The sequence below is a fragment of the Micromonospora sp. PRAS1 genome (genome assembly GCF_059553435.1).
In genome coordinates this window covers 15,490-36,378 of the sequence record NZ_JCANNB010000044.1, presented here as the reverse complement: position 1 = coordinate 36,378, position 20,889 = coordinate 15,490, and the positions used below count along the sequence as shown (strand labels likewise).

The 20,889-nt window shown below is 71.4% G+C and carries 17 protein-coding genes and 1 tRNA gene; 4 read left to right on the top strand and 14 right to left on the bottom strand.

From position 1 onward, the window contains the following. Nucleotides 1–42: 42 nt before the first annotated feature. The 4 genes from AC507J_RS28380 to AC507J_RS28365 are packed head-to-tail and all read right to left on the bottom strand — an operon-like array spanning nt 43 to nt 5,165. Nucleotides 43–1,401: a formimidoylglutamate deiminase gene (locus AC507J_RS28380; protein ID WP_496292890.1), complete on the bottom strand. Its 1,359-nt coding sequence runs from the start codon at nt 1,399–1,401 to the stop codon at nt 43–45. Then, nucleotides 1,398–2,615, bottom strand: coding sequence for an allantoate amidohydrolase (locus AC507J_RS28375; protein WP_496292888.1), 1,218 nt, complete (start codon nt 2,613–2,615; stop codon nt 1,398–1,400). Before AC507J_RS28375 ends, AC507J_RS28380 begins: the two co-directional genes overlap by 4 nt. Then, entirely contained in the window at nt 2,609–4,321 is a 1,713-nt protein-coding gene (gene hutU, locus AC507J_RS28370; RefSeq protein WP_496292886.1) for a urocanate hydratase, read from the bottom strand. Before hutU ends, AC507J_RS28375 begins: the two co-directional genes overlap by 7 nt. A 13-nt stretch (nt 4,322–4,334) precedes the next feature. Then, a complete protein-coding gene (locus tag AC507J_RS28365) occupies nt 4,335–5,165 on the bottom strand; it encodes a MurR/RpiR family transcriptional regulator (protein ID WP_496292917.1) in 831 nt (276 codons plus the stop codon). 192 nt (nt 5,166–5,357) lie between these two features. Between AC507J_RS28365 and AC507J_RS28360 the strand changes: the two genes are divergently transcribed. After that, nucleotides 5,358–7,292, top strand: a complete 1,935-nt coding sequence (locus AC507J_RS28360) for a S1 family peptidase (protein ID WP_496292884.1) — start codon at nt 5,358–5,360, stop codon at nt 7,290–7,292. Nucleotides 7,293–7,306: 14 nt separating this feature from the next. Here AC507J_RS28360 and AC507J_RS28355 read toward each other — a convergent pair whose 3' ends face one another. Genes AC507J_RS28355 through AC507J_RS28325 form a run of 7 tightly spaced genes read right to left on the bottom strand, consistent with a single transcriptional unit; the run spans nt 7,307 to nt 16,700 of the window. Continuing rightward, nucleotides 7,307–9,346, bottom strand: a complete 2,040-nt coding sequence (locus AC507J_RS28355) for an acyltransferase family protein (RefSeq protein ID WP_496292882.1) — start codon at nt 9,344–9,346, stop codon at nt 7,307–7,309. Nucleotides 9,347–9,371: 25 nt separating this feature from the next. After that, complete coding sequence (locus tag AC507J_RS28350; protein ID WP_496292880.1) at nt 9,372–10,766, bottom strand: O-antigen ligase family protein; 1,395 nt, start codon at nt 10,764–10,766, stop codon at nt 9,372–9,374. Between the two features lies 1 nt (nt 10,767). Then, on the bottom strand, nt 10,768–12,120 hold the full coding sequence (locus AC507J_RS28345; protein WP_496292878.1) for a lipopolysaccharide biosynthesis protein: 1,353 nt from the start codon (nt 12,118–12,120) through the stop codon (nt 10,768–10,770). Beyond that, complete coding sequence (locus AC507J_RS28340; protein ID WP_496292876.1) at nt 12,117–13,154, bottom strand: glycosyltransferase; 1,038 nt, start codon at nt 13,152–13,154, stop codon at nt 12,117–12,119. Before AC507J_RS28340 ends, AC507J_RS28345 begins: the two co-directional genes overlap by 4 nt. Before the next feature lie 26 nt (nt 13,155–13,180). Then, on the bottom strand, nt 13,181–14,143 hold the full coding sequence (locus tag AC507J_RS28335; RefSeq protein ID WP_496292874.1) for a glycosyltransferase: 963 nt from the start codon (nt 14,141–14,143) through the stop codon (nt 13,181–13,183). A gap of 39 nt (nt 14,144–14,182) precedes the next feature. After that, nucleotides 14,183–15,616 (bottom strand): sugar transferase, encoded by a 1,434-nt coding sequence (locus AC507J_RS28330; RefSeq protein ID WP_496292872.1) that lies wholly within the window; start codon nt 15,614–15,616, stop codon nt 14,183–14,185. 7 nt (nt 15,617–15,623) lie between these two features. After that, nucleotides 15,624–16,700, bottom strand: coding sequence for an LCP family protein (locus AC507J_RS28325; protein ID WP_496292870.1), 1,077 nt, complete (start codon nt 16,698–16,700; stop codon nt 15,624–15,626). Between the two features lie 111 nt (nt 16,701–16,811). Between AC507J_RS28325 and AC507J_RS28320 the strand changes: the two genes are divergently transcribed. The 3 genes from AC507J_RS28320 to AC507J_RS28310 are packed head-to-tail and all read left to right on the top strand — an operon-like array spanning nt 16,812 to nt 19,542. After that, nucleotides 16,812–17,645 carry an O-methyltransferase gene (locus tag AC507J_RS28320; RefSeq protein ID WP_496292868.1) on the top strand — a complete coding sequence of 278 codons (834 nt, stop codon included), beginning with the start codon at nt 16,812–16,814 and terminating at the stop codon, nt 17,643–17,645. 4 nt (nt 17,646–17,649) lie between these two features. Further along, nucleotides 17,650–18,453, top strand: coding sequence for an MOSC domain-containing protein (locus AC507J_RS28315; protein WP_496292866.1), 804 nt, complete (start codon nt 17,650–17,652; stop codon nt 18,451–18,453). Nucleotides 18,454–18,513: 60 nt separating this feature from the next. Continuing rightward, the gene (locus AC507J_RS28310) at nt 18,514–19,542 is read left to right on the top strand and encodes an expansin EXLX1 family cellulose-binding protein (RefSeq protein WP_496292864.1); all 1,029 of its coding nucleotides are present in this window, start codon (nt 18,514–18,516) and stop codon (nt 19,540–19,542) included. Between the two features lie 6 nt (nt 19,543–19,548). Here the strand turns inward: AC507J_RS28310 and AC507J_RS28305 are convergent, their stop codons facing one another. The 3 genes from AC507J_RS28305 to bcp form a co-directional block, all read right to left on the bottom strand. Further along, nucleotides 19,549–20,088, bottom strand: coding sequence for a GNAT family N-acetyltransferase (locus AC507J_RS28305; RefSeq protein WP_496292915.1), 540 nt, complete (start codon nt 20,086–20,088; stop codon nt 19,549–19,551). Nucleotides 20,089–20,153: 65 nt separating this feature from the next. After that, nucleotides 20,154–20,239: transfer RNA gene (locus AC507J_RS28300), tRNA-Leu, on the bottom strand. Nucleotides 20,240–20,346: 107 nt separating this feature from the next. Continuing rightward, the gene (gene bcp / locus AC507J_RS28295) at nt 20,347–20,823 is read right to left on the bottom strand and encodes a thioredoxin-dependent thiol peroxidase (protein WP_496292862.1); all 477 of its coding nucleotides are present in this window, start codon (nt 20,821–20,823) and stop codon (nt 20,347–20,349) included. Between the last annotated feature and the right edge of the window lie 66 nt (nt 20,824–20,889).

Genomic DNA, 20,889 nt, shown 5'->3' with positions numbered 1-20,889 from the left:
TTTTGTTCACGACTGCGGGGCTCGCAAGCTCACTCCTCGCGCTCACGCGCTCACCGCCGCGATCGAGGTGGCGAGTTCGTGCGGTACGTCGACGGTCAGGTGCCGACCTTCGCGCACCACCACCCGGCCGTCCACCACCACCTGGCTGACGTCGGCCGCGCTCGCCGCGAACCAGGCGCCGGCCGGGCTCACCCCGGCGGTGCGTACGCTGTCCAGCCGCACCGTGACCAGGTCGGCGCGGTCACCGACCGCGATCCGGCCGGCGTCGGCCCAGCCCAGCGCGGCGTGCCCGGCGACGCCGGCGGCGGTCAACAGCTCGGCAGGGGTGAAGTGGCCCCGCTTACGGGTCCGCAGCCGTTCGTCCAACTCCACCGCGCGGGCCTCCTCGAACGGGTCGATCACGGCGTGGCTGTCGCTGCCCAGGCTGAGCGGAATGCCGGCGTCGGCCATCCGGCGCGCCGGGCCGATCCCGTCGGCGAGGTCGCGTTCCGTGGTGGGGCAGAGGCAGACCCCGGTCCGGCTCTCCCCGAGCAGGCTCACGTCGCCGCTGGTCGGGTGGGTGGCGTGCACCGCAGTGGTGGACGGGCCCAGCGCGCCGTGGTCGGCGAGCAGCCGGGTCGGGGTGCGACCGTGCACCGCCCGGCAGGCGTCGTTCTCGGCGGGCTGCTCCGAGAGGTGTACGTGCAGCGGGGCGTCGTGCCGCTGCGCCCAGCCGGCCACCGCAGCGAGCTGCTCGGCCGGTACCGCGCGCACCGAGTGGATCGCCGCGCCGAGTTGGACGTGCTCCCCGGCGGGGGTGAAGGCGCTTACCCGGTCCGCCCAGCGCAGCGCGTCGCCGTCGCCGAAACGTCGCTGCGGCCCGGCCAGCGGCTGGCCCTCCACGGAGGCGGTCAGGTAGCAGGCGTCCAGCAGGGTGAGCCGGATGCCGGCCTGCGTCGCCGCCTCGACCAGCGCCGCGCTCATCGCGTTCGGGTCGTCGTACGGGGTGCCGCCCGGGCCGTGGTGCAGGTAGTGAAACTCGCCGACGCAGGTGATCCCGGCCAGGGCCATCTCGGCGTACACCGCCCGGGCCAGCGCCAGGTAGGAATCCGGGTCGAGGCGGCCGGTGACGGCGTACATCCGGTCGCGCCAGCTCCAGAAGTCGCCGCGCCCGTCATGGGTACGCCCGCGTAGTGCCCGGTGGAAGGCGTGTGAGTGGGCGTTGGCCAGGCCGGGCAGGGTCAGCCCCGGCAACCGGACCGCGTCGGCGAGCACGTCGACCCCGGCGTCGGGGCGGCCGGCCGGCGTCAACGGGGTGACCCCGGTGATCCGGCCGTCGGCCGTCTCGATCAGCACGTCCGGGGTCGGCGCGGCCTGCCCGGGCAGCCAGGCGTACTCGGCGAGCCAACGATCGGCGGTCACGCGGTCAGCTCCGCCAGCACCTTGGCCAGGGCGGCCACCCCGGTGGCACAGTCGGCGTCGGTGGCCGACTCGGCGGGGGAGTGCGACACCCCGGTCGGGTTACGGACGAAGATCATCGCGGTGGGCACGTGTGCCGCAAGCACTCCCGCGTCGTGTCCGGCCCCGGTGGGCAGCACCGGTGCCGCCAGCAGGTCCGCCAGCCGGTCGGCCAGCCCACCGTCGAACGCCACAAGCGGGGTCGCCGACTCCTCGGTCAGGGTGACCCGGGTGCCGTCGCGGCGGGCCCGTTCGGCGACCTTGGCGCGTACCGCCTCGACCAGTCTGGCAAGCGTCTCCGGTTCGGCGGCCCGGGCGTCCAGCCAGCCGGTGACCCGGGACGGGATGGCGTTTGTCGCGTTCGGCTCCACGGCCACCCGACCCACGGTGGCGTGGGCGTCGCGCAGCCGGGCCTCCTTGTTGGCGGCGAGCACCGTGAAGGCGTACGTCAGCATGGGGTCGCGGCGGTCGACCATTCGGGTCGTACCGGCGTGGTTGCCCTCGCCGGTGAAGTCGAAGCGCCAGCGCCCGTGCGGCCAGATCGCGCTGGCCACCGCGACCGGCGCGGCCTGGTCGACAAGCGCCCGGCCCTGCTCGACGTGCAGCTCCACGAAGGCGGCGAGCCGGCCGAGCAGCGCCGGATCGGGCCCCGCCGGCCGCCCGCCCAGCGCCTCGGCGAAGCTGACCCCGGCCGCGTCGCGCAGCGCGGCCGCGCGGTCGGCGGGAAGCTGCCCGGTGAGCAGCCGCGACCCCAGACACGGTACGCCGAACCGGGCTCCCTCCTCCTCGACGAACGCGCCGACGACCAGGGGACGGGTCGGCGTCACACCGGCCGCCCGCAATTCGTCCACGGCCAGCCAGGCGCTGACGATGCCCAGCGGCCCGTCGTACGCCCCGCCGTGCGGCACCGAGTCGAAGTGGCTGCCGGTCAGCACCGCGTTGCCGGCGTCCGGGTCGCCCCACCAGGCGAACAGGTTGCCGTTGCCGTCCTCGGTGACCGGCATGCCCCGGGTGTCGGCCTGCTCCCGGAACCACTCCCGCAGCCGCAGTTCCGGCTCGGTGAGCGCGTACCGCAGGTAGCCGCCGCTGTGCTCGTCGCGGCCGATCGGCGCGATCTCGTCCCAGAGCTGGCGGAACCTGTTAAGAAGGGGCCCTTCCTCTACCGTATGCGTTAACAAGGGGCCCTTCCTTCGGTCATGGGGACGCGGACGCCGGTGCGGGCGGCGACTGCGCTCGCCGCGTCGTACCCGGCGTCGACGTGCCGGATCACTCCCATCGCCGGGTCGTTCGTGAGTACCCGTTCGATCTTCTGGCCGGCCAGCGCGGTGCCGTCGGCCACGCAGACCTGGCCGGCGTGGATGGAGCGGCCGATGCCGACCCCGCCGCCGTGGTGCAGGGAGACCCAGGAGGCGCCACTGGCGGTGTTGACCAGCGCGTTCAGCAGCGGCCAGTCGGCGATCGCGTCGGAGCCGTCGGCCATCGCCTCGGTCTCCCGGTAGGGGCTGGCCACGCTGCCGCAGTCGAGGTGGTCCCGGCCGATCACCACGGGCGCGCTCAGCTCGCCGGCGGCGACCATCTCGTTGAACCGTACGCCCGCCTTGTCGCGCTCGCCGTAGCCGAGCCAGCAGATCCGGGCCGGCAGGCCCTGGAAGGCGACCCGCTCGCCGGCCAGCCGGATCCACCGCGCGAGGGACTCGTTCTCCGGGAACAGGTCGAGGATGGCCCGGTCGGTGGCGGCGATGTCGGCCGGGTCGCCGGAGAGCGCCGCCCACCGGAACGGCCCCTTGCCCTCGCAGAACAGCGGTCGGATGTACGCCGGCACGAAGCCGGGGAAGTCGAAGGCGCGCTCGTACCCGCCGAGTTTGGCTTCGCCCCGGATCGAGTTGCCGTAGTCGAAGACCTCGGCACCGGCGTCGAGGAAGCCCACCATCGCCTCGACCTGCCGGGTCATCGACGCCCGGGACCGGTCGGTGAACTCGGCCGGCTTGGCGGTGGCGTACTCCCGGGCGTCGGCCAGCTCCACCCCCTCGGGCAGGTACGACAGCGGGTCGTGGGCGCTGGTCTGGTCGGTGACCACGTCGATCGGTACGCCCCGACGCAGCAGCTCGGGGAAGACGGTGGCGGCGTTGCCCACCACGCCGATGCTGAGTGCCCGACGATCCCGCTTCGCGGCGAGGGCCCGCTGCACCGCGTCGTCGAGCGAGTCGGCGATCTCGTCGAGGTACCGGTCGTGCACCCGGCGTTCCAGCCGGCTGCGGTCCACGTCCACGATCAGGCAGACGCCGCCGTTCATGGTCACCGCGAGGGGCTGGGCGCCACCCATCCCGCCGCAGCCGCCGGTGAGCGTCAACGTGCCGGCCAGGGTGCCGCCGCTGCCCGGCTGCCCGTCACCACGGGTGCCGGCGAGCTTCTCCGCGACGGCGGCGAAGGTCTCGTAGGTGCCCTGGAGGATGCCCTGGGTGCCGATGTAGATCCACGAGCCGGCGGTCATCTGGCCGTACATGGTCAGGCCGAGCTGCTCCAGCCGGCGGAACTCCGGCCAGGTGGCCCAGTCGCCGACCAGGTTGGAGTTGGCCAGCAGCACCCGTGGTGCCCACTCGTGGGTGCGCAGCACCCCGACCGGGCGGCCGGACTGCACAAGCATGGTCTCGTCGTCGCGCAGGTCGGTAAGCGTACGCACCAGGGCGTGGTACGACGGCCAGTCCCGGGCGGCCTTGCCGGTGCCGCCGTAGACGACCAGGTCGTCGGGGCGCTCGGCGACCTCCGGGTCGAGGTTGTTCATGAGCATCCGCAGGGCGGCCTCCTGCGGCCAGCCGCGGGCGGTGCGTTCGGTGCCCCGCGCGGCACGGACGGGTCCGGGCGCGGCCTGGGTGGATTGCGTCATTGCGGGTCTCCTCCTAACCGAGGAACAACTGACGACGGGCGGCCGAGGCTTCGAACGCCTCCAGCCGGCGCTGGGTTTCGGCCGGAGCGGCGTCGCAGATCGCCTGGAGCAGCACCATGGCCAGGGTCATCGGGGCGGTGTGCAGGTCGAAGACCAGTTGCGCGCCGACTGCGGCGGGCAGCACCACGTCGGCGTGCTCGGTCGCCGGGCTGACCGGCGAGTCGGTGATGGCGACCACGGTCAGCCCGGCGGTGCGGGCCTCGCAGAGCGCGTCCAGGGTCTCCCGGGGGTAGCGGGGCAGCACGAAGGCGAGCAGCGCCCGCGCCCCGGCCTCGGCGGCCTGTTCGAGGCGGTCGGCGAGCAGGCTGCCGCCGTCGTCGAGCACCCGCACGTCCGGGTGCACCTTGGCGGCGAAGTAGGCGAAGTACGCGGCCAGCGGGGCGGCGGCGCGCAGGCCGAGCACCGGCAGCGGGCGACTGGCGGCGAGCAGCCGCCCGGTCTCGGCGATCCGCTCCCGGTCGGCGAGCTGCTCGGCCAGCCGGTCCAGGTTGCCGATCTCGGCGCGTACCGCCTGCTGGAGTTCGTTGCCGGCGGGGACCGGGCCGGGTGCGGCGGCGGTCAGCTCGCGCAGCCGGCGGCGCAGCGCGGGATAGCCGTCGTGGCCCAGGGCCACCGCGAACCGGGTGACCGACGGCTGGCTGACCCCGGCCAGCTCGGCGACCTCGGCGGCGGAGAGATAGCCGATTCTGGGCGCGTGCTGCACCAGGCAGTGCGCGATGCGGCGTTGCGTGGGGGTGAGCCGCACCCCGTCGAACAGGCCGACGACCCGCTCGGTCGGCGCCATGGCAGCTCGTTCATTCACACCCTGACTCTATGCATAAAAACTTTCACCAGGCAAGATGTCGCGGAAATCCACACTGGACCGTTGCTGAGCTGCGACTTCGTGCTGATTACCCGGAGTGCGGGGGGTCGGTGGTCCGGGTGACATGCGACGGCTCGGTAGGATCCGCACGGCGGTCGAGCAGAGGAGTTGTGCATGCAGCCGGACGGCCCCTACCGGTACACCCACCTGCTGGGCGGGTCGCCGGTCGGCAAAGCATGGGCGGCGCTCGACCAGCAGGGCCGTTTCGTGACGGTGGCCGTGCTGGACGCCACCGTGGCGGCAACCCCCGGCTGGCGGGACGCCTTCGCCGGAATCGCGAACTCCCTGGCGCAGAGCGGCACGCCCTTCACCTACGCCGACTTCTCGGCCGCCGCACCCTGGGTGGCGTACGCCGCAGAGGCAGGCCGTGGCGCGGAGACCCTGCTCCAATCGCTTGGTGTGGAGTACCAACCGGTGCCCCCCGGCACTGCGCCGCCGGTGTCGGGTCCGCCGCAGTCGGTGTCGGGTCCGCCGCAGTCGGTGTCGGGTCCGCCGCACGCCGTGTCGGGTCCGCCGCACGCCGTGTCGGGTCCGCCGCAGTCGGTGTCGGGTCCGCCGCACGCCGTGTCGGGTCCGCCGCAGCCGGTCTCACCGTCTCCATATGCCGTCTCGCCTGCGCCGGCTTCGGGTGTGCCGACGTCGGGTGCCTTTGGGCCGGCCGCGCCGGCCACCGGTCCCGCCGTGGACGAGAACGGGTTGGCGCTCGCACCCGCCGACCCCTTCGTGGCATCCGGTCGGCGGATCGCGCCCTCGGCGCCACCGAAACGGCGGACCGGCCTCTGGCTCGCGGTCGCCGCGCTGCTCGGCCTGGCGGCGATCGGTGGTGGCGCCGGTGTCTGGGCCATCGCGGCCAGCGGACCGCAGGACCCGCCGAGCGTCGACCCGGCCGCCACTCCATCGGCGGCCGTGCCCCCACCCCTGCCCGGCCTCAAACCCTGGGCGGAGGTGACGCCGCGCAGCCCGGAGGAACGTGCCCTGGCCACGGCCGCACCCTCGATGGTCTTCCTGGAGGCCGTGCTCACCGGGTACGTCCGCGACAAGCAGAACGACACCCTGCTGCACCCGGAGTCGTTCACCTTCAGCCGCCGCTGTAGCGGCTTCGTGGTCAATCACGACGGGCACGTCCTCACCAACGCTCAGTGCGTGCAGCCCACCCCGGAAATCATGATCGAGCACGCGCTCGGCGCCCTGGCCAACACCCTCGTCGACGAGGGCAAGTTGAAGGCCGGCGAGGTGAGCGGCTATGTCCGGGCCCGGACGCGAACCACGGTCTTCACCGGTGAGGATCCGGGCTCGCAACCGGACGCGACGCTGTACGGACAGTTGAACGTGGCCAAGGGCAACCTCACCGCCAGCCCGGCGATCGCCGGCACCGTGGTCCGGGCGCTCACCCTTGAGGAGGGCAACCTGGCGCTGGTCAAGCTCGACCAGGGCAGCCTGCCCGCCGCTGAACTGAACACTTCCGCCACGATTGCGGCCGGGACGCCGTTGCGGGTGCTCGGATACGGCACCAGCGACACCGACTACCGCTCGGCCGAGTACGGCGTACTGTCCAAGCCGGTCGAGGTGACCGAGGTGGACATCGAGTCGTCGGTCTACCGGGTCAGCGAAGATGTCGGTGCTTCCTCGCGGGGAGGCATCGTGATCGATGCGCAGGGCAAGGTGGTCGGGATGCTCGACAACGACCTGTTGCAGCGCGACCGGCCGAACCGCGTGGTGGTGCCGATGTCGCGGATCACCGGGCTGATCGAGGCCGCCGGGGTGCAGAACGGGCTCGGCGAGCCGGACCAGCTCTACCGCAGCGGGCTCGACGCCTACTTCGCCGGTGCCGAGGCGGAGGCCGCGGCGCGGTTCGGTGAGGCCGCAGAGCGCTCGCCGACGAACCTGCTGGCGCAGGTCTACCACGAGACCGCGGTCGCCGCCTCGGCAGGTGGGGAGAAGTCCTCCCGGCCCGGCTGGGCGGTGCCGTTGCTGGTCGTCGCCGGTGTTGCACTGGTCGGCGGGATCGTCGCGTTGGTCCTGTTCCTGCGTCGCCCGAGCGCCCGGTAGCCGCGTCCGGGTGATCAGTCCATAGCGCTGTCGAGGATCGGTGCCAGGGCCTCCGCCAGCAGCGGGGTCAGTTTGCGGGCGTACTCGGCGGTGAGGTGGTTTCCGTCGCGGCGGACCACGACCCCGCCGACGAAGATCGGACAGTGTCCGGAGTCGCAGAACCAGTCCGTGGTGGCGATGTGCCGGGAGCGCTTCCCGGCCCAGACCCGCCGGTCGACCTCGGCATACGAGTGGTATTCGTCGGTGAGCGTGGAGACGCAGTCAGCTGGGGTCGACAGGCGGGTGATGCAGGTCTTCGGGTCGAGACCGAGGGGTGGCGGTTGCAGGGCGACGACCCGCTTCGCCGCCGCGAGCCAGTGTTCCTTGGCGGCTTGGGCACCCTGCTCCCATTCGGAGTGTGACGGGTTCCCACCGCTGCGGACGAACCGTTGGCGATACGCGTTGCTCACGATCACCAGGTCGGGTCTGCGGTCCTCGATCAGGGTGCGAACCGTCTGCCGGTGCCCCGGACAGGCCCGGGTGATGCTCGCGATCGGGGAAACCGTGGCCGAGGCCAGGAATGGGCAGCCCGCGTACGTCAGGTCCTTGACCGACCAGCCCGCCGGTTCCAGGACGCTCCGGACCAGCGGCAGCCAGGCGGTGCTTATGGAGTCGCCGACGACCAGGGCCAACCTGCCGGCGCGTGGTGTCGTACCGGCGCAGTCGTTGCCGTCCGGGGTCGCTGGCCGGCAGCCCTGCCCGTCGCCCGGATTGAAGCCCGCCCGGCCCAGTTCACCGGGGGGAGGTGTCAGCACCGGCCAGTCGACGGCGGTCAACGCCGAGCGGATCTGCGCCGCCAGTTCGTCCTTCGAGGTGACCACCGCCGTCTCCACCGGCAGTTGGGACGGCGGGCGGAGAGCCGTCGTGGCCACCGTGGCCACCGTGGCGGTCAGGGCCACCAGGCCGGTGCCCCACCGGAGGAGCATCGGCGCGCTCCACCGGCGTGGCATCCCCGCTGTCCGGCGCTCCAACCACGACGACCGGCGGATCGGATTTTCCACCAGGTGGTAGGAGAGCACCGAAAGGGCGATCGTGCCGCCGATCGTGAGCAGCAGCGTGCCCGATCCGCCCGTGGGCAGGGCGGCACCGATCAGCACGAGCAGCGGGAAGTGCCACAGGTAGAGCGAGTAGGAGATGTCGCCGACGTAGCGTACGGCCCGGTTGGTCAGGGGAGACATCAACCGCTGCCCGCCCACCCCGCCGGCGATGACTAGCGCCGTCGAGAGCACCGGCAGGATGGTACCCGGCACCGGAACCGGGGTTTGCGGGCTGATGATGAAGACCGAGACGAGCAGACCGAGCAACCCCAGCCACTGGTACGCGGGCCGGACCGCTGCCGGGATGCGGGCCAGCAGCGGCACCGCCACCGCCAGTAGCGCCCCGATCCCCAGTTCCCAGGCGCGGGAGAAGGTCGAGAAGTAGGCCACCATGGGACGGTGCTGGGTCTCCCAGAGGGCGAACCCGGCCGAAGCGAGAACGACGACCGTCAGCACGCCGCCCACCGCCCACCGGGACCGTCCACCCCGACCGGACCGGACGGCGAGCCCCAGCACCAGCACCAGGAGCACCGGCCAAACGAGGTAGAACTGCTCCTCCACCGCCAGCGACCAGTAGTGCCGAAGCGGTGAGATGGGACCGTCGTTCTGCCAGTAGTCGGTGCCGACGAGGGCGAAGCGCCAGTTGGCGGCGAAGAGCCCGGCCCAGAGGGCGTCCCCGGCGATGGCGCGGACCCGGTCGCCGAGGAAGAGCAGTGACGCCGCGAGATACGCGCTCGCCAGGACCAGCATCGCCAGCGGCAGGATCCGCCGGACGCGGCGACGGTAGAAGTCCGCGAACGAGATGCGGCCGGTCCGCTCATGTTCGGTGAGCAGCAGGCCGGTGATGAGGAAGCCGGAGATGACAAAGAAGACATCGACGCCGAGGAAACCGCCGGCTGGCCAGCGGAAGACGTGTTCCAGGATCACCACCACGACGGCGAAGGCCCGCAGCCCCTGGATGTCCGGACGGAATGCCACGGTCGAGGTTGGGTGGGCCGGCCGCTCAGTCTCGCGCATCTGTCTTGGCCCGGCCGGCGCCGTGCCCGCCGACCAGGCGGCGGAGCCGGGCCAGTCCCGCTCCGTCGGCAGCAGGCTCCGCTGCAAGGGCTGACCGCTCCGACCCGGCAGCCGGCTGTCCCGGTACGACGACGACCGGGCCGGCGGTGGGCGGCACCGACGTGGACGCGGTGTACACCATCAGGACGAAGATCCAGGTCAGGCCATCGACCGAGAGCGGATTCCAGACGACCTCGGTGAACGAGTAGATCACGAAGAGTGCCATCGGCGCCTTGGCGGAGAAGGCGCGGCCGTCGACCACCGGTGCCCGCAGCAGCGTGGCCAACAGAAGAGCGAACAGGGTCAGCGCGACGAACCCGCCGGAGAAGATGGCCAGGACGTAGCCGGAGTGGAAGAAGTGGTGCGGTGCCTCGCCGACATCCCGCAGGTAGTACCACTTCGAGACGCCGACGCCGGTGCCCTCCGAGCCGGCGATGTACTCCCGGACGTGGATCCAGATGTTGCCGCGGTTGCTCAGGGTGGTCTTGGACGCGGCCCAGGTCAGGAAGGTGGCGGTGGCCGCAGCCCCGACGGCCAGCGCCAGGCAGAGGAAGAGGTTGATCCGATGGTACGCCCGCCGCCGCTCGATGAGCAGGGCGCCGAGCATCCAGCAGGCCACGGCGGCGAGCGCGAGGTAGCTGGTCCGGGAACCGGTGGCGACGATGACCAGCAGGCAGAACGCCACCACCGCCGCTCGCGCTACGCCACGCACCGCGCAGACGGCGGCGACCAGGGTGAACGAGGTGATCAGGGCGATGTAGTTCTCGGAGTCGTAGAAGCTCTTGAACAGCGCCCCGGCCAGCGAACACTTCTCCAACTGCCCGTCGGTGCAGGCCCGCCACGCCTGCCCGGAGCCGGCGGTCGGGATGGTCAGCACCGACAGGACGGCCAGCCCGGTGTAGGCCATCGCAGCGAGGCTCACCGTGCCGCTGGCACCCAGCAACCAGGCCGCGAGCAGCAGTAGTCCGGCGGCAGCGTACGCCATCATCCTCGACCCGTACACGCCGGAGCCGGAGATGAGGTCCACGGCGAGACACCAGACGAGCAGCGCGCCGGCCAGCGCGAGACAGCAGCGTCGCCAGATGTCGACAGGCCCGCGCAGCCGGCCGCGCCGGACGATCAGCAACCAGCCGACCAGTGCCAGTACCAGCAGACCGATGAGGGCCGACGAATGGTCGCCGGCGATGGCGGGCGCGGCGTTCGCGAGGACCGCGAACCCGATGATCGCGATGGCCAGCTTGCTGCCGCCGAAGGCGGCGGCGACGGCGCGTCGCGTGTAGATCAGCCATCCGGCGACGGCGAGGCCGCCGGCGCTCAGCAGGAGACCGAAAAGTGTGGTCACCCTAGACCCTTTCCGTGGAACGTGCCGAGGTGGAGGCGACGGCTGGGTCGCGATGTACGGCGGCGGCGAGGCATCCCCAGAGGAGTAGCGCGAGGAGCGCGTCACACACCAGGCTGGAGACGATAGCGCCCTGCCAACCGTAGGCGGGGATCAGCCAGAGGTTCAGCACGATGTTGAGCACACCGATGGCGATCTGGCAGACCGTCCGCCGTCCCTGCAACCGAGCCCCGGACAGCGCGTCCGCGGCCAGGTAGTGCAGCGACTTCAGCACCAGCAGCGCGCTCAGCCCCTGCAACGCCGGGATGGCCGCCTCGAAGTCCGGCCCGAACACCAGGGGCATCATCCAGGCGAACGCGACCAGCAGCAGGCTCACCGGCACGCTGAACGTCAGGAAGCGGGGAAGCAGACCACGGGCCAGCCGTAGCGTCTCCCGTGCGCCGTGCCCTCCCGCCTCGAAGAACCGGGGATAGGCGATCGCGCTCATCGACCGGGCCGGGGTGTACGCCAGATCGACGACCCGGTAGGCCGCGGCGTAGATGGCGGCGCTCTCCGGGGTGCCCAGCCGGGACAGCATGACCTTGTCGACGTCGTTGTAGACCGATTGGGCCGAGAGCCCGACCGCGAAGAGCATCCCCATCCGGGTCTGGCGCAACGAGCCCCGGAAGTTGATCGTGCCCCGGCCGGCACCCCACAGCCCGCCCAGGATCACCGGCAGGCACATGACTACGGAGATCCCGGCGGAGGTCAGCGCCCAGTCGTGCAGCGTGATCGGTCCCGCCGCGCCTGCCAGAGCCACGGCCCCGGCCAGTCGACCGATGTGCAGCAGGGCCGGGACGAGCGCGGCGAGCAGCACCCGCCCCCGGACCTGGATCGACGCGGCCACGGCCTCGATGAGCCGCCAGGCGACCAGGTCGGCGAAGGCGAGACAGAGCAGGTCGACGAGGCTGACGTGGGCACCCCAGATGGCCAGGCTCGCGGCCGTCACCAGCACCGTGGCGGCGGTACCGAAGATCGTGGACAGGAACAGACCACGGGCCAGGTGCCGGGGCCAGTCGGCCGGCGAGTCCGCGTGGTTCTGCATGATCAGGCTCGGTGCACCCGCCGAGGCGAAGGGGGAGACCACCGCGACCAGCGCTGTGACACCGACGAACAGACCGTACGTGTCGAGCGGCATCTCCCGGGCCAGCAGCACGAAAAGCGCGCCCTGTGCCAGCGTACGCAGCAACGTGCCGGCGAAGAACGTGCCCGACTTGCGTAGGAAACCGTCACCGGGCGGTCGGCGCCGGGCCGTCGCATGCACGGGCTGCTCGTCCTGCTCGTCGGCGGTCCGGCCGGCGCTCCCCACCGCCGTCACGTCAACGCCTCCACCCACCGGCGGCTCACCTCGGCGGGATCCAGTGCCGCCGCCCGTGCGTTCCGGGCCTTCTCGAAGTCCGCGAGAGTGGGGCGTCCCGCGCCGGTCAGGTGCACGATGGCGGCGGCGAGCGCCGACGGAGTGGTCTCCGCCGCCAGCGCACCCGGTACGAACGTCGGGATCATCTCGTCCAGAGCGGGCACCGGCAGGGCGGCGACGGGCAGCCCGGCCTCGGCCGCCTCCACGAGACTGAATCCGAAGGTCTCGGCGCGGGACGGGTGTACCAGCAGGTCCGACTCGGCGAGGAGTCGGGCCACCCCCGGCACCCGTCCCAGGAACTTGGCACGGTGCGTCAACCCGAGCGTGCGCGCCTTGTCGTGCAGCAGCTCGCGTTCCTCGCCGTCCCCAGCGAGGGTGAGATGGTAGTTCTCGGGAAGCACGGCGAGCGCTTCGAGCGCACCGGAATGGTTCTTGTACGGGCGGAACGCGGCCGTGGTGAGCAGCTTGATCCGCCCGGGGTCGGCGACGGCGCGGGGACCGACGAACGGGCCGAGCGGCAGCGGATTGGTGATCGTCACCACCCGTTGCCCGGGAGCGAGTTGCCGCACGGTCCGCGCGACCCCGTCGGAGACGGCGACCACGAGCCCGGGTCGGAGCCCTTTGGTGCGAGCCAGCCGGGCGAGCGTACGGACGCGGCCGTCGATGCGCAGCCGTTCCGGCAGCAACGAGTGTTCCCAAGCGATGTAGCCTCGGCCCGAGCCAGCCAGGGCCGCGCCGACCGGGACACTGCCCCACAGGCCGCTCGCCACGATCCGCACGTCCGCCGGCAGCGCCCGCAGCCGGCGTCGCAGTGGCGGTACGGCCTCCATCAGGCGGGTGATCCGGGTACCCAGCCCGAGCGAATCAACCGCCAGATCGTCCAGGGTGGCCGGCACCGCGCCCGACAGGACGGTGCCGGACACCTCGACACCCTGGGCACGCAGGCCCCGCATCAGCAGTGCGGCCGCCAGTTCCATGCCGTACAGGGGAGTCATCTGGGGCAGTACGAGGTGCACGCGCATCAGCGTGCCCCGCCCGTCGGGCGCATGTCGGCGTCGCCGTTGGTCCGGGAACCGCGCATCGCGATGCGTTCGAGGGCGGAGCGTGGCACGAGCCCGAGCGCCGCCAGGACGGCGTTGGGGGCCGACGGCAGCGAGTTGCGCCGGATGGCGCGCAGCATCTCCCGGACCCCGTCGGAATCCCGGGCCTGTAAGGCGTACCGGAGGGTCTGGGCCGCGACGAAGTCGGCGAAGGTCTCGGGAGCCCACGTCCCCTCCCAGCGCCGCGCCCAGTCCCATGAGGTACGCCAGTCGGCGCTGGCCGAGATCGAACCGGGACTGCCCACCGTGTAGATGGTCGTAGCCTCCTCGACCTGCACGATCTTCGCCCGGGGCAGCCGAGCCGCCCGGACCAGCCAGTCCCAATCCTGGTGTCGTGGCAACGACTCGTCCCAGCGACACTCGGTGGCGAGGTCGAGCGTCGTGAGCAGCGTCGACGTGGCCAGCGACTGACGGCCGAGGCCGAGGCGGCGCTGACGGAAGAGGTAGTCCTCGGGCAGCGCGCCGTCGCTGATCAGCTCGGTTGGTACCGGGGTCGGCAGGGGAGTGGCACCTGCCTTGCGTTGCAGCGTCCGCGAGGACACGATCGGCCGCCAACCCTGCTCGGCCAGTCGTTCCAGGACGGGTAGCTGAGTGGTGAGCTTACCCGGCAACCAGGAGTCGTCATCGTCGAGAAACGCGACGTGGCTGCCGGCCGCGGCGTGCTGGACCCCGAGGTTGCGCGCGAACGAGCCGCGTCGACCGCCGCCGGTGCAGACGATGTCATCGATCTGGCTGCGCATGCCCGACACGCTCGCCGGTATCTCGGTCAGGTCGCAGACCACCACCACGTGCACGGAAACCCCGTGTTGGGCACGCGCCGACCCGACCGCGTCCGCGAGGCTGGGCCTGCCTGTGGTCGGGATGACCACCGAAACGTCCGGCATTCGGATTCTTCTCCAAGCATTCGGTTGAGCGTCGACCGCTCAGCGGCCACCGCCGCGTAAGACCTCGGCCACGGTCCGCAGCAGCACTTTCACGTCCAGCCACAGCGACCAGTTCTCGATGTAGTAGTTGTCGAACCGAGCCCGGTCGGAGATCGGTGTGTCGCCGCGCAGGCCGCTGACCTGGGCCAGTCCGGTCAGCCCCACCGGGACCCGGTGGCGCATGGCGTAACTCGGGTATTCGGCGGAGAACTTCTCGACGAAGTACGGCCGCTCCGGCCGGGGACCCACCACGCTCATCTCGCCCCGCAGGATGTTCCATAGCTGGGGCAGCTCGTCCAGGGACGTACGGCGCAGAAAGCGCCCGATCAGGGAGACCCGCGAGTCGTGGGCGATCGACCAATTCGTCTGGGACTCGCGCTCGTCTCTCGGCCGCATCGTGCGGAACTTGACGATGTGGAATGGTTTACCGTGCCGACCGATGCGCTCCTGGCGGAAGAAGACGCCGCGCCCGCCGTCGAGGAAGGTCAGGATGGCGCAGAGCAGCAGGAGCGGACTCAACAGCAGCAGCGCCAACCCGGCGAAGGCAACGTCAGAGGCGCGTTTGAGCGCCCAGTGTGGACCGGAGAGCGTCATGTCTCCGACCTTGACGATCGGGATCGCGCCGATGTGGTCGTCGTATTGCCGGGATCCCCAGATGCGGGGCACCGCCCAGAGGTCGCAGCCGGCCACCGGCGGCTGGCGGAGGAGTTCCATCAACGCCAGGTCCGGGCACCGCGGCTCGGCGATGATCAACACGTCGCACTCGGTTAGTCGGACCAACTGCCCGAGTTGGTCGAGCGTGCCGATCAGGGGAGCCGGGGACGAGGCCACCGGCGCGGCGCTGTCGACGTGCCCGACGAACCGCAGCCCGTATCGCGGATAGCGACGCAGCAACCGGGCGAGTTCCACGGCGGTCGGACCGCTGCCGATGATGATCGCGTTGTGCTCCACCCAGCGACGACTGCGGGCGAGGGTGGCAAACTCCCGGGTGAGCACTCGTCCGACGATCACCAGGACGACGGAGAGGGCCAGCTGACGGATGAATCCGCCGACGTACTCCGAAGAGTCGTGCCGCAGTGCCGCGATGATGACGACCGCCGCCGCGGCGGCCAACAGCCGGCCGCAGAGGCCGGGCAGTTCGTCGAGGATGCTCACGTGCCGGCGGGCGCGGTAGAGCCCACCCGTGGCGAAGATGGCCACCGTCAGCGCGGCCATCGCCAGCGTGCCGCGCCCGTACTGCTGGCTTACGGCGAACGGGGCGAGCAGCGCGGCGATGTCGACCGGCGCGGTCAGCATCCAGGCACGCAGTGACCGGGTGCGGGTCGAAGCCCGGGAACCGGCGTACGGCAGCACCGTGGTCACGTCGAGGCCGGGCCGACCGTCGGAGGCCGTCGCGTGTGACTGCCCCGCGGCCGGAAGGGGCGTGTTCGGCAACTGACGCCTACTTCCCGAGGCGGAGGATCTCCGGCACCGCATCTCGACGCACCGCATCGTAGAAGGAGTCGGCCTTGTCCTCGTCCGCGAAGACGACGCTTTCACTGCCGACCCGACCGGTTCCCCTGGTCGGATTGGTCATGAAGGTCAAGTTGTTGCCGCGCAGGCCACGAAGCTCCATCGCCATGTCCACCAGGGACATCTCCTTGTCGACGGAAACTGCGCTCGACGTTGCCCGGACAAAGGAATTCAGCCTGCTGGGATTGGTCAGGATGCCGCCGGAGGCAGCCTGGTCCAGCACCGCCTTGATCACCTGTTGCTGGTGCCGGATTCGGCTGAAGTCACCGTCGGCGAACTGCTTACGCTGTCGGGAGTAGTCGAGTGCGGCGTCGCCGTCCATCCGCTGCCTTCCCTCTCGGAACGTCCGAAAAGGCGGGTGGATCGAGGTGAACTCCTTCTCCGACTCGATGTCGATGCCGCCGAGGGCGTCGATGATCTCCTTGAAGCCGGCGAAGTCCACCATCATCACGTGGTCGACTCGAATCTTGGTGAACTCCTCCACGGTCTGCACCATCAAGGGCACACCACCCCAGGCGTACGCCGCATTGATCTTTGCCTCTCGGCCGCCGCGACCCTCCTTCGACCGAGGGACCGGAACCCAGGTGTCACGCGGAATCGAGACCAACTGCGCGCCGGAGCGGTCCTTCGCGATGTGCGCCAGGATGATGGTGTCGGTCCGTGAGCCTGTGGTGTTCTCCGGATCGCGGGAGTCGCTGCCGAGAATGAGGATGTTCAACGCGCCCCTGGCGACCACCTCGGGCCGGCTCTCCTCCGGCACGCCGTCGAAGGCGTCGACCCGGTCGATTTCCGACTCGACCGACTTCAGATAGAAGCCGCCAGCCACCACACCGCTTAGGCCGATCAGCGCCAACACCAGCAGGCTGATCAGCGTGACCCGGAGCCAGCGGCGGCGCGGCTTACCGGCCGGCGCGCTTGATGTCCCCGTGGGTTCGTCGCTGCCGCCCGTGGGCAGAACGGCATTCGGAGCGCTGCCGCCCCCCGCCTGCTCTCCACTCGTCGACATGGCGGTGATGCTACTGATTTCATGTTTGCGGCGGGGCCCTAGGTAGCGAGTTCAGGCAGAGCAGGACAGTTTGTTACCCCGATGTTTCCCTCGGTCTGGTAAAACCTCGCCGTGGACGCCGTCAAGCTGCGTCGGGCGCTGGCCCGTACGCGCCTCGCCCCTGTTGCCGCCTTTCCGAAACGCCTGGCCACCGTCGCCCGTTACGACGCCAAGGTGCTGCGGGTCTCGGCCCGCTGGTTGGTCGCCTCCCGGGAACATCACAACTACACGTACGAGCTGACCCGGCTCAGCCGCAGTCACCTCGCCTGGTTCGTCAGCGTGGTGTGTGACCTGCCGGTCGGGCAGGTCCGTGACTACCTGGACGAGATCGAGTCGAATGACGAGCTGCGCCGGCACGTCGCCACCGCCACCGCCTCGGCTGCGCGTCGCGGGCTGGCCGACAAGCAGGTCCGGTACGCCCGCCGGATCGGCTGGTACGCGATCGTGCGTGCCCGCCGCCCGAGGCACATCGTGGAGACCGGTGTGGACAAGGGGCTGGGTAGCTGCGTACTGGCCGCCGCCCTGCTACGCAACGCGGCCGAGGGTCATCCGGGCCGGGTCAGCTCCATCGACATCAACCCGGAGGCCGGTTACCTGGCCCGCACCGCACCCTGGTCGGACGTGATCGACCTGGTCATCGGGGATTCGGTCGAGTCGATCGGCGCGCTGGACCGGCCGGTCGACCTGTTCCTGCACGACAGCGACCACAGTCGAGGCTACGAGCGGCGCGAATTCGAGGCGGTCGAGGCGAAGCTGGCCCCGGGCGCGATGCTGCTCACCGACAACGTCACCCACACCAACGTGCTGGCCAAGCACGCCGAGGCCACCGGCCGTCGGTTCCTTGCCTACCGGGAGACCCCGGCCAATCACTGGTACCCGGGTGACGGAATCGGCGTGGCATGGTAGCCGGGTGCGGCTGAACGCGATCAACACGTACCCGATCAAGGGTTGCCGGGGGCTCGACCACGACGCGGTCGCGGTGGCGCCATGGGGGCTGGCCGGCGACCGGCGTTGGATGATCGTCGACGCCGACGGGGTCGGCGTGACCCAGCGGGAGACCACCGAGCTGGTCCGGGTACGACCCGAGCCGGTCCCCGGTGGTCTGCTGCTGCGCGCCGAGGGCCACCGGGACCTGCTGGTGTCCGAGCCGGACGGTGTCGTTCCGGTGCGGGTACGCACCTTCCGCCGGCGACCGCTGCGGGTCGACGCGCTGCCCGCCGGCCCGGTCGCCGACGCCTGGCTGGGCGCGGTGCTGGGCCGGCCGGTCCGGCTGGTCTGGTTGGCTCGGCCGAGCCGGCATGTCCGCCTCGGCGACAAGGAGTACGACCCCGGCGACGAGGTGAGCTTCGCCGACGCGTACCCGGTGCTGCTGACCAGCACCGCGTCGCTGGCCGCACTCTTCGACGCGGGCGCACGGCCGGTGCCGATGGCCCGGTTCCGGCCCAACCTGGTGGTCGACGGCGCTCCCGCCTGGGCGGAGGACGACTGGGTGGGGCGGCCGTTGCGGATCGGCGGGGTGGCCTTCCGCGCCGCCGGGCCGTCGGCCCGCTGCCTGGTCACCACCGTCGACCAGGAGACGGGGGTACGCGGGCAGGAGCCGCTGCGCGCCCTGGCCCGGCGCCGCAACATCGGCCGCAAGCTCCTGTTCGGGTTGAACCTGCTGCCGCTGGAGCATGGCCGGATGCGGGTCGGCGACGAGGTGGAATTGACCTAGTCTTAGCTTTCGCTTAGCTGGCTTGTCCGGCACGGGCCCGGTCCGGCAGCATCAGTGCACGTGACCGACGGTACGGACGGCCCCGCCGCGCGGACAGCAGCCAAGCGTTCCCACCGGAGCCGCTGGCTGGCCGGCGGGGCCGTGGCCGCGCTCGCCACAGTTCTCGGGCTCACCCTCGCCCTGCGCTCGGGTGCCGCGCCCGCGTGCGCCGCCCCGCCCCGCCCCGGCAGCGCGCTGCCCGCCGCCGGTGCGCTGCTCGCGCCGCCCGCCGCCGGCGAGACGCAGCAGGGCAAGGCCACCTTCTACGACTCGAAGGGCGAGGGCGGGAACTGCTCCTATCCCGCCGCACCCGCCGACCGGCGCTACGTCGCGCTCGGCCCGAGCGAGTACGCCGACGGCGCCGCCTGCGGCGGATATCTCGACGTGACCGGGCCGAAGGGCAAGATCCGCGTGATGGTCATGGACCAGTGCCCGGAGTGCGCCCCCGGCCACATCGACCTGTCCCGGGAGGCGTTCGCCCGGATCGCCGATCCGGTGCAGGGCATCGTCAAGGTCAGCTACCGCCTGGTGGTCGACCCGCCGCTGACCGGCCCGCTCACCTTCCGGATCAAGGAGGGCGCGTCGCAGTACTGGTTCGCCGTCCTGGTCGCCGGGCACGGCAACCCGTTGCGCTCGGTCGAGGTGCGCCAGGGCAGCTCGGGCGGATGGCGTTCGGCCAGCCGGGAGAGCTACAACTACTGGCTTATCGACTCGGGTGCCGGTCCCGGCCCGTACCAGATCCGGGTCACCGACACCCAGGGGCACCGGGTCACCGCCACCGGCATCCGGATGGCCCCCGGCGAGGTCCAGCGCAGCACGGTCCGCATGTACGGCGGAGCACCGGCGTCGGCGGCACCGTCCCGGCTCTCCTCGGCCAGCCCGAAGCCGAGCGCCAGCCCGAAGCCGAGCGCCAGCGCGACGGCCGATCCCACGCCCTCCACCAGCATCACGAGCGCCGATCCCACGCCCTCGGCAACGGGCCCGGGTGAGGGTGGTGCGACGCTTGCGGCGGCCGACCCGCTTGCGGCGCCGGCTGCGGGCTGCGGCTGACGGCAGTCACCGACGACCGCTGGGTTCTCCGGTCAGGTCGAGCCACATGAGCACCTCGTCGCGGTCGTCGCCGGGGGCGAGCCGGAGCGCACCCGGCCAGCGCCCCACCTCGCGGTAGCCGAGCCGCAGGTAGAACCGGTCCAGCCCCAACCCGTCCCGCACGGTCACGTGCAACGCCGCCAGCCCCAGGTCGCGGGCAACCCGCTCGGCCTCGCGCATGAGCGCCTCGCCAAAGCCACGCCCCTGCGTGTCGGGGTGGACCATCACCCGGGTCAGCACCCGCAGGTGCGGCTTCAGGTGGAACCGTGGATCGGTGAAGATCGCCATGGCCGCCAGCCGGTCGCCGTCGTATCCGAGCAGCAGCCGGTCCGGGCCGTCCGCGATGCCGGCAAGCGTCGGGTCGGCGATCGTGCGTACCTGCTCGGCGGTGACCGGAGCCACGAAGCCGACCGCGCCGCCGGCGTTTGTGACGTCGACCCAGAGCGCGACGATCGCGGTACGCAGCTCAGGGGTCAGCTCGGGGTCGAGGACGAAGCGCAGGCTCACGGCGCTCATCATCGCCGGAGGCTGAGTCGACCGCCCGTGATCGTGATGCTCGCGACAGGGCAGTGTGGTGCGGGAGGGGGGATTCGAACCCCCACGTCCTTTCGGACAATAGGACCTAAACCTACCGCGGCTGCCATTACGCCACTCCCGCCAGCCCCGATGATTCTAGAGTGTCGGGTGCTGACCCTGTTAAGCCCGGCACGTTGCTCACGGGACCACCCGCCGCAACTGCACACCGACTGGTCCAGGGCACACCGACTAGTCCAGGCCGAGGTCGCGGCGGAGCTTGGCGACGTGACCGGTGGCCTTGACGTTGTAGAGCGCCCGTTCGATCTTGCCGTCCTCGTCGATGACGAACGTCGAGCGGATCACGCCGGTGACGGTGCGGCCGTAGGACTGCTTCTCGCCGTACGCCCCGTAGGCGGTGAGCACCGCCTTGTCCGTGTCTGCGACCAGCGGGAAGGTGATCGCGTCGTGCTCGCGGAACTTCGCCAGCTTCTCCGGCTTGTCCGGCGAGATGCCGACCACCTCGTAGCCCGCAGCCTGTAGCGAGGCGAGCGAGTCGCGGAAGTCGCAGGCCTGCTTGGTGCAGCCGGGGGTCATCGCGGCCGGGTAGGCGTACAGGATCACCTTGCGGCCGCGCAGGTCGGCCAGGGCGAGCTGCCCGCCGGCGTCGGTGGGCAGGGTGAACTCGGGGGCCGGGTCGCCGGGGGAGAGGCGAGCGGGTGCGGTCATGGCACCCACCCTACTGCCGCCTCCGGCCATCGATCGACGCGGACACAGGTCCGCTGTTGCCAGATA

What these genes read in the sequence shown, in the direction of transcription:
- hutU (WP_496292886.1), bottom strand. Translation starts at nt 4,321, where the DNA reads ATGACGCAATCCACCCAGGCCGCGCCCGGACCCGTCCGTGCCGCGCGG.
- AC507J_RS28365 (WP_496292917.1), bottom strand. Translation starts at nt 5,165, where the DNA reads ATGGCGCCGACCGAGCGGGTCGTCGGCCTGTTCGACGGGGTGCGGCTC.
- AC507J_RS28360 (WP_496292884.1), top strand. Translation starts at nt 5,358, where the DNA reads ATGCAGCCGGACGGCCCCTACCGGTACACCCACCTGCTGGGCGGGTCG.
- AC507J_RS28340 (WP_496292876.1), bottom strand. Translation starts at nt 13,154, where the DNA reads ATGACTCCCCTGTACGGCATGGAACTGGCGGCCGCACTGCTGATGCGG.
- AC507J_RS28335 (WP_496292874.1), bottom strand. Translation starts at nt 14,143, where the DNA reads ATGCCGGACGTTTCGGTGGTCATCCCGACCACAGGCAGGCCCAGCCTC.
- AC507J_RS28325 (WP_496292870.1), bottom strand. Translation starts at nt 16,700, where the DNA reads ATGTCGACGAGTGGAGAGCAGGCGGGGGGCGGCAGCGCTCCGAATGCC.
- bcp (WP_496292862.1), bottom strand. Translation starts at nt 20,823, where the DNA reads ATGACCGCACCCGCTCGCCTCTCCCCCGGCGACCCGGCCCCCGAGTTC.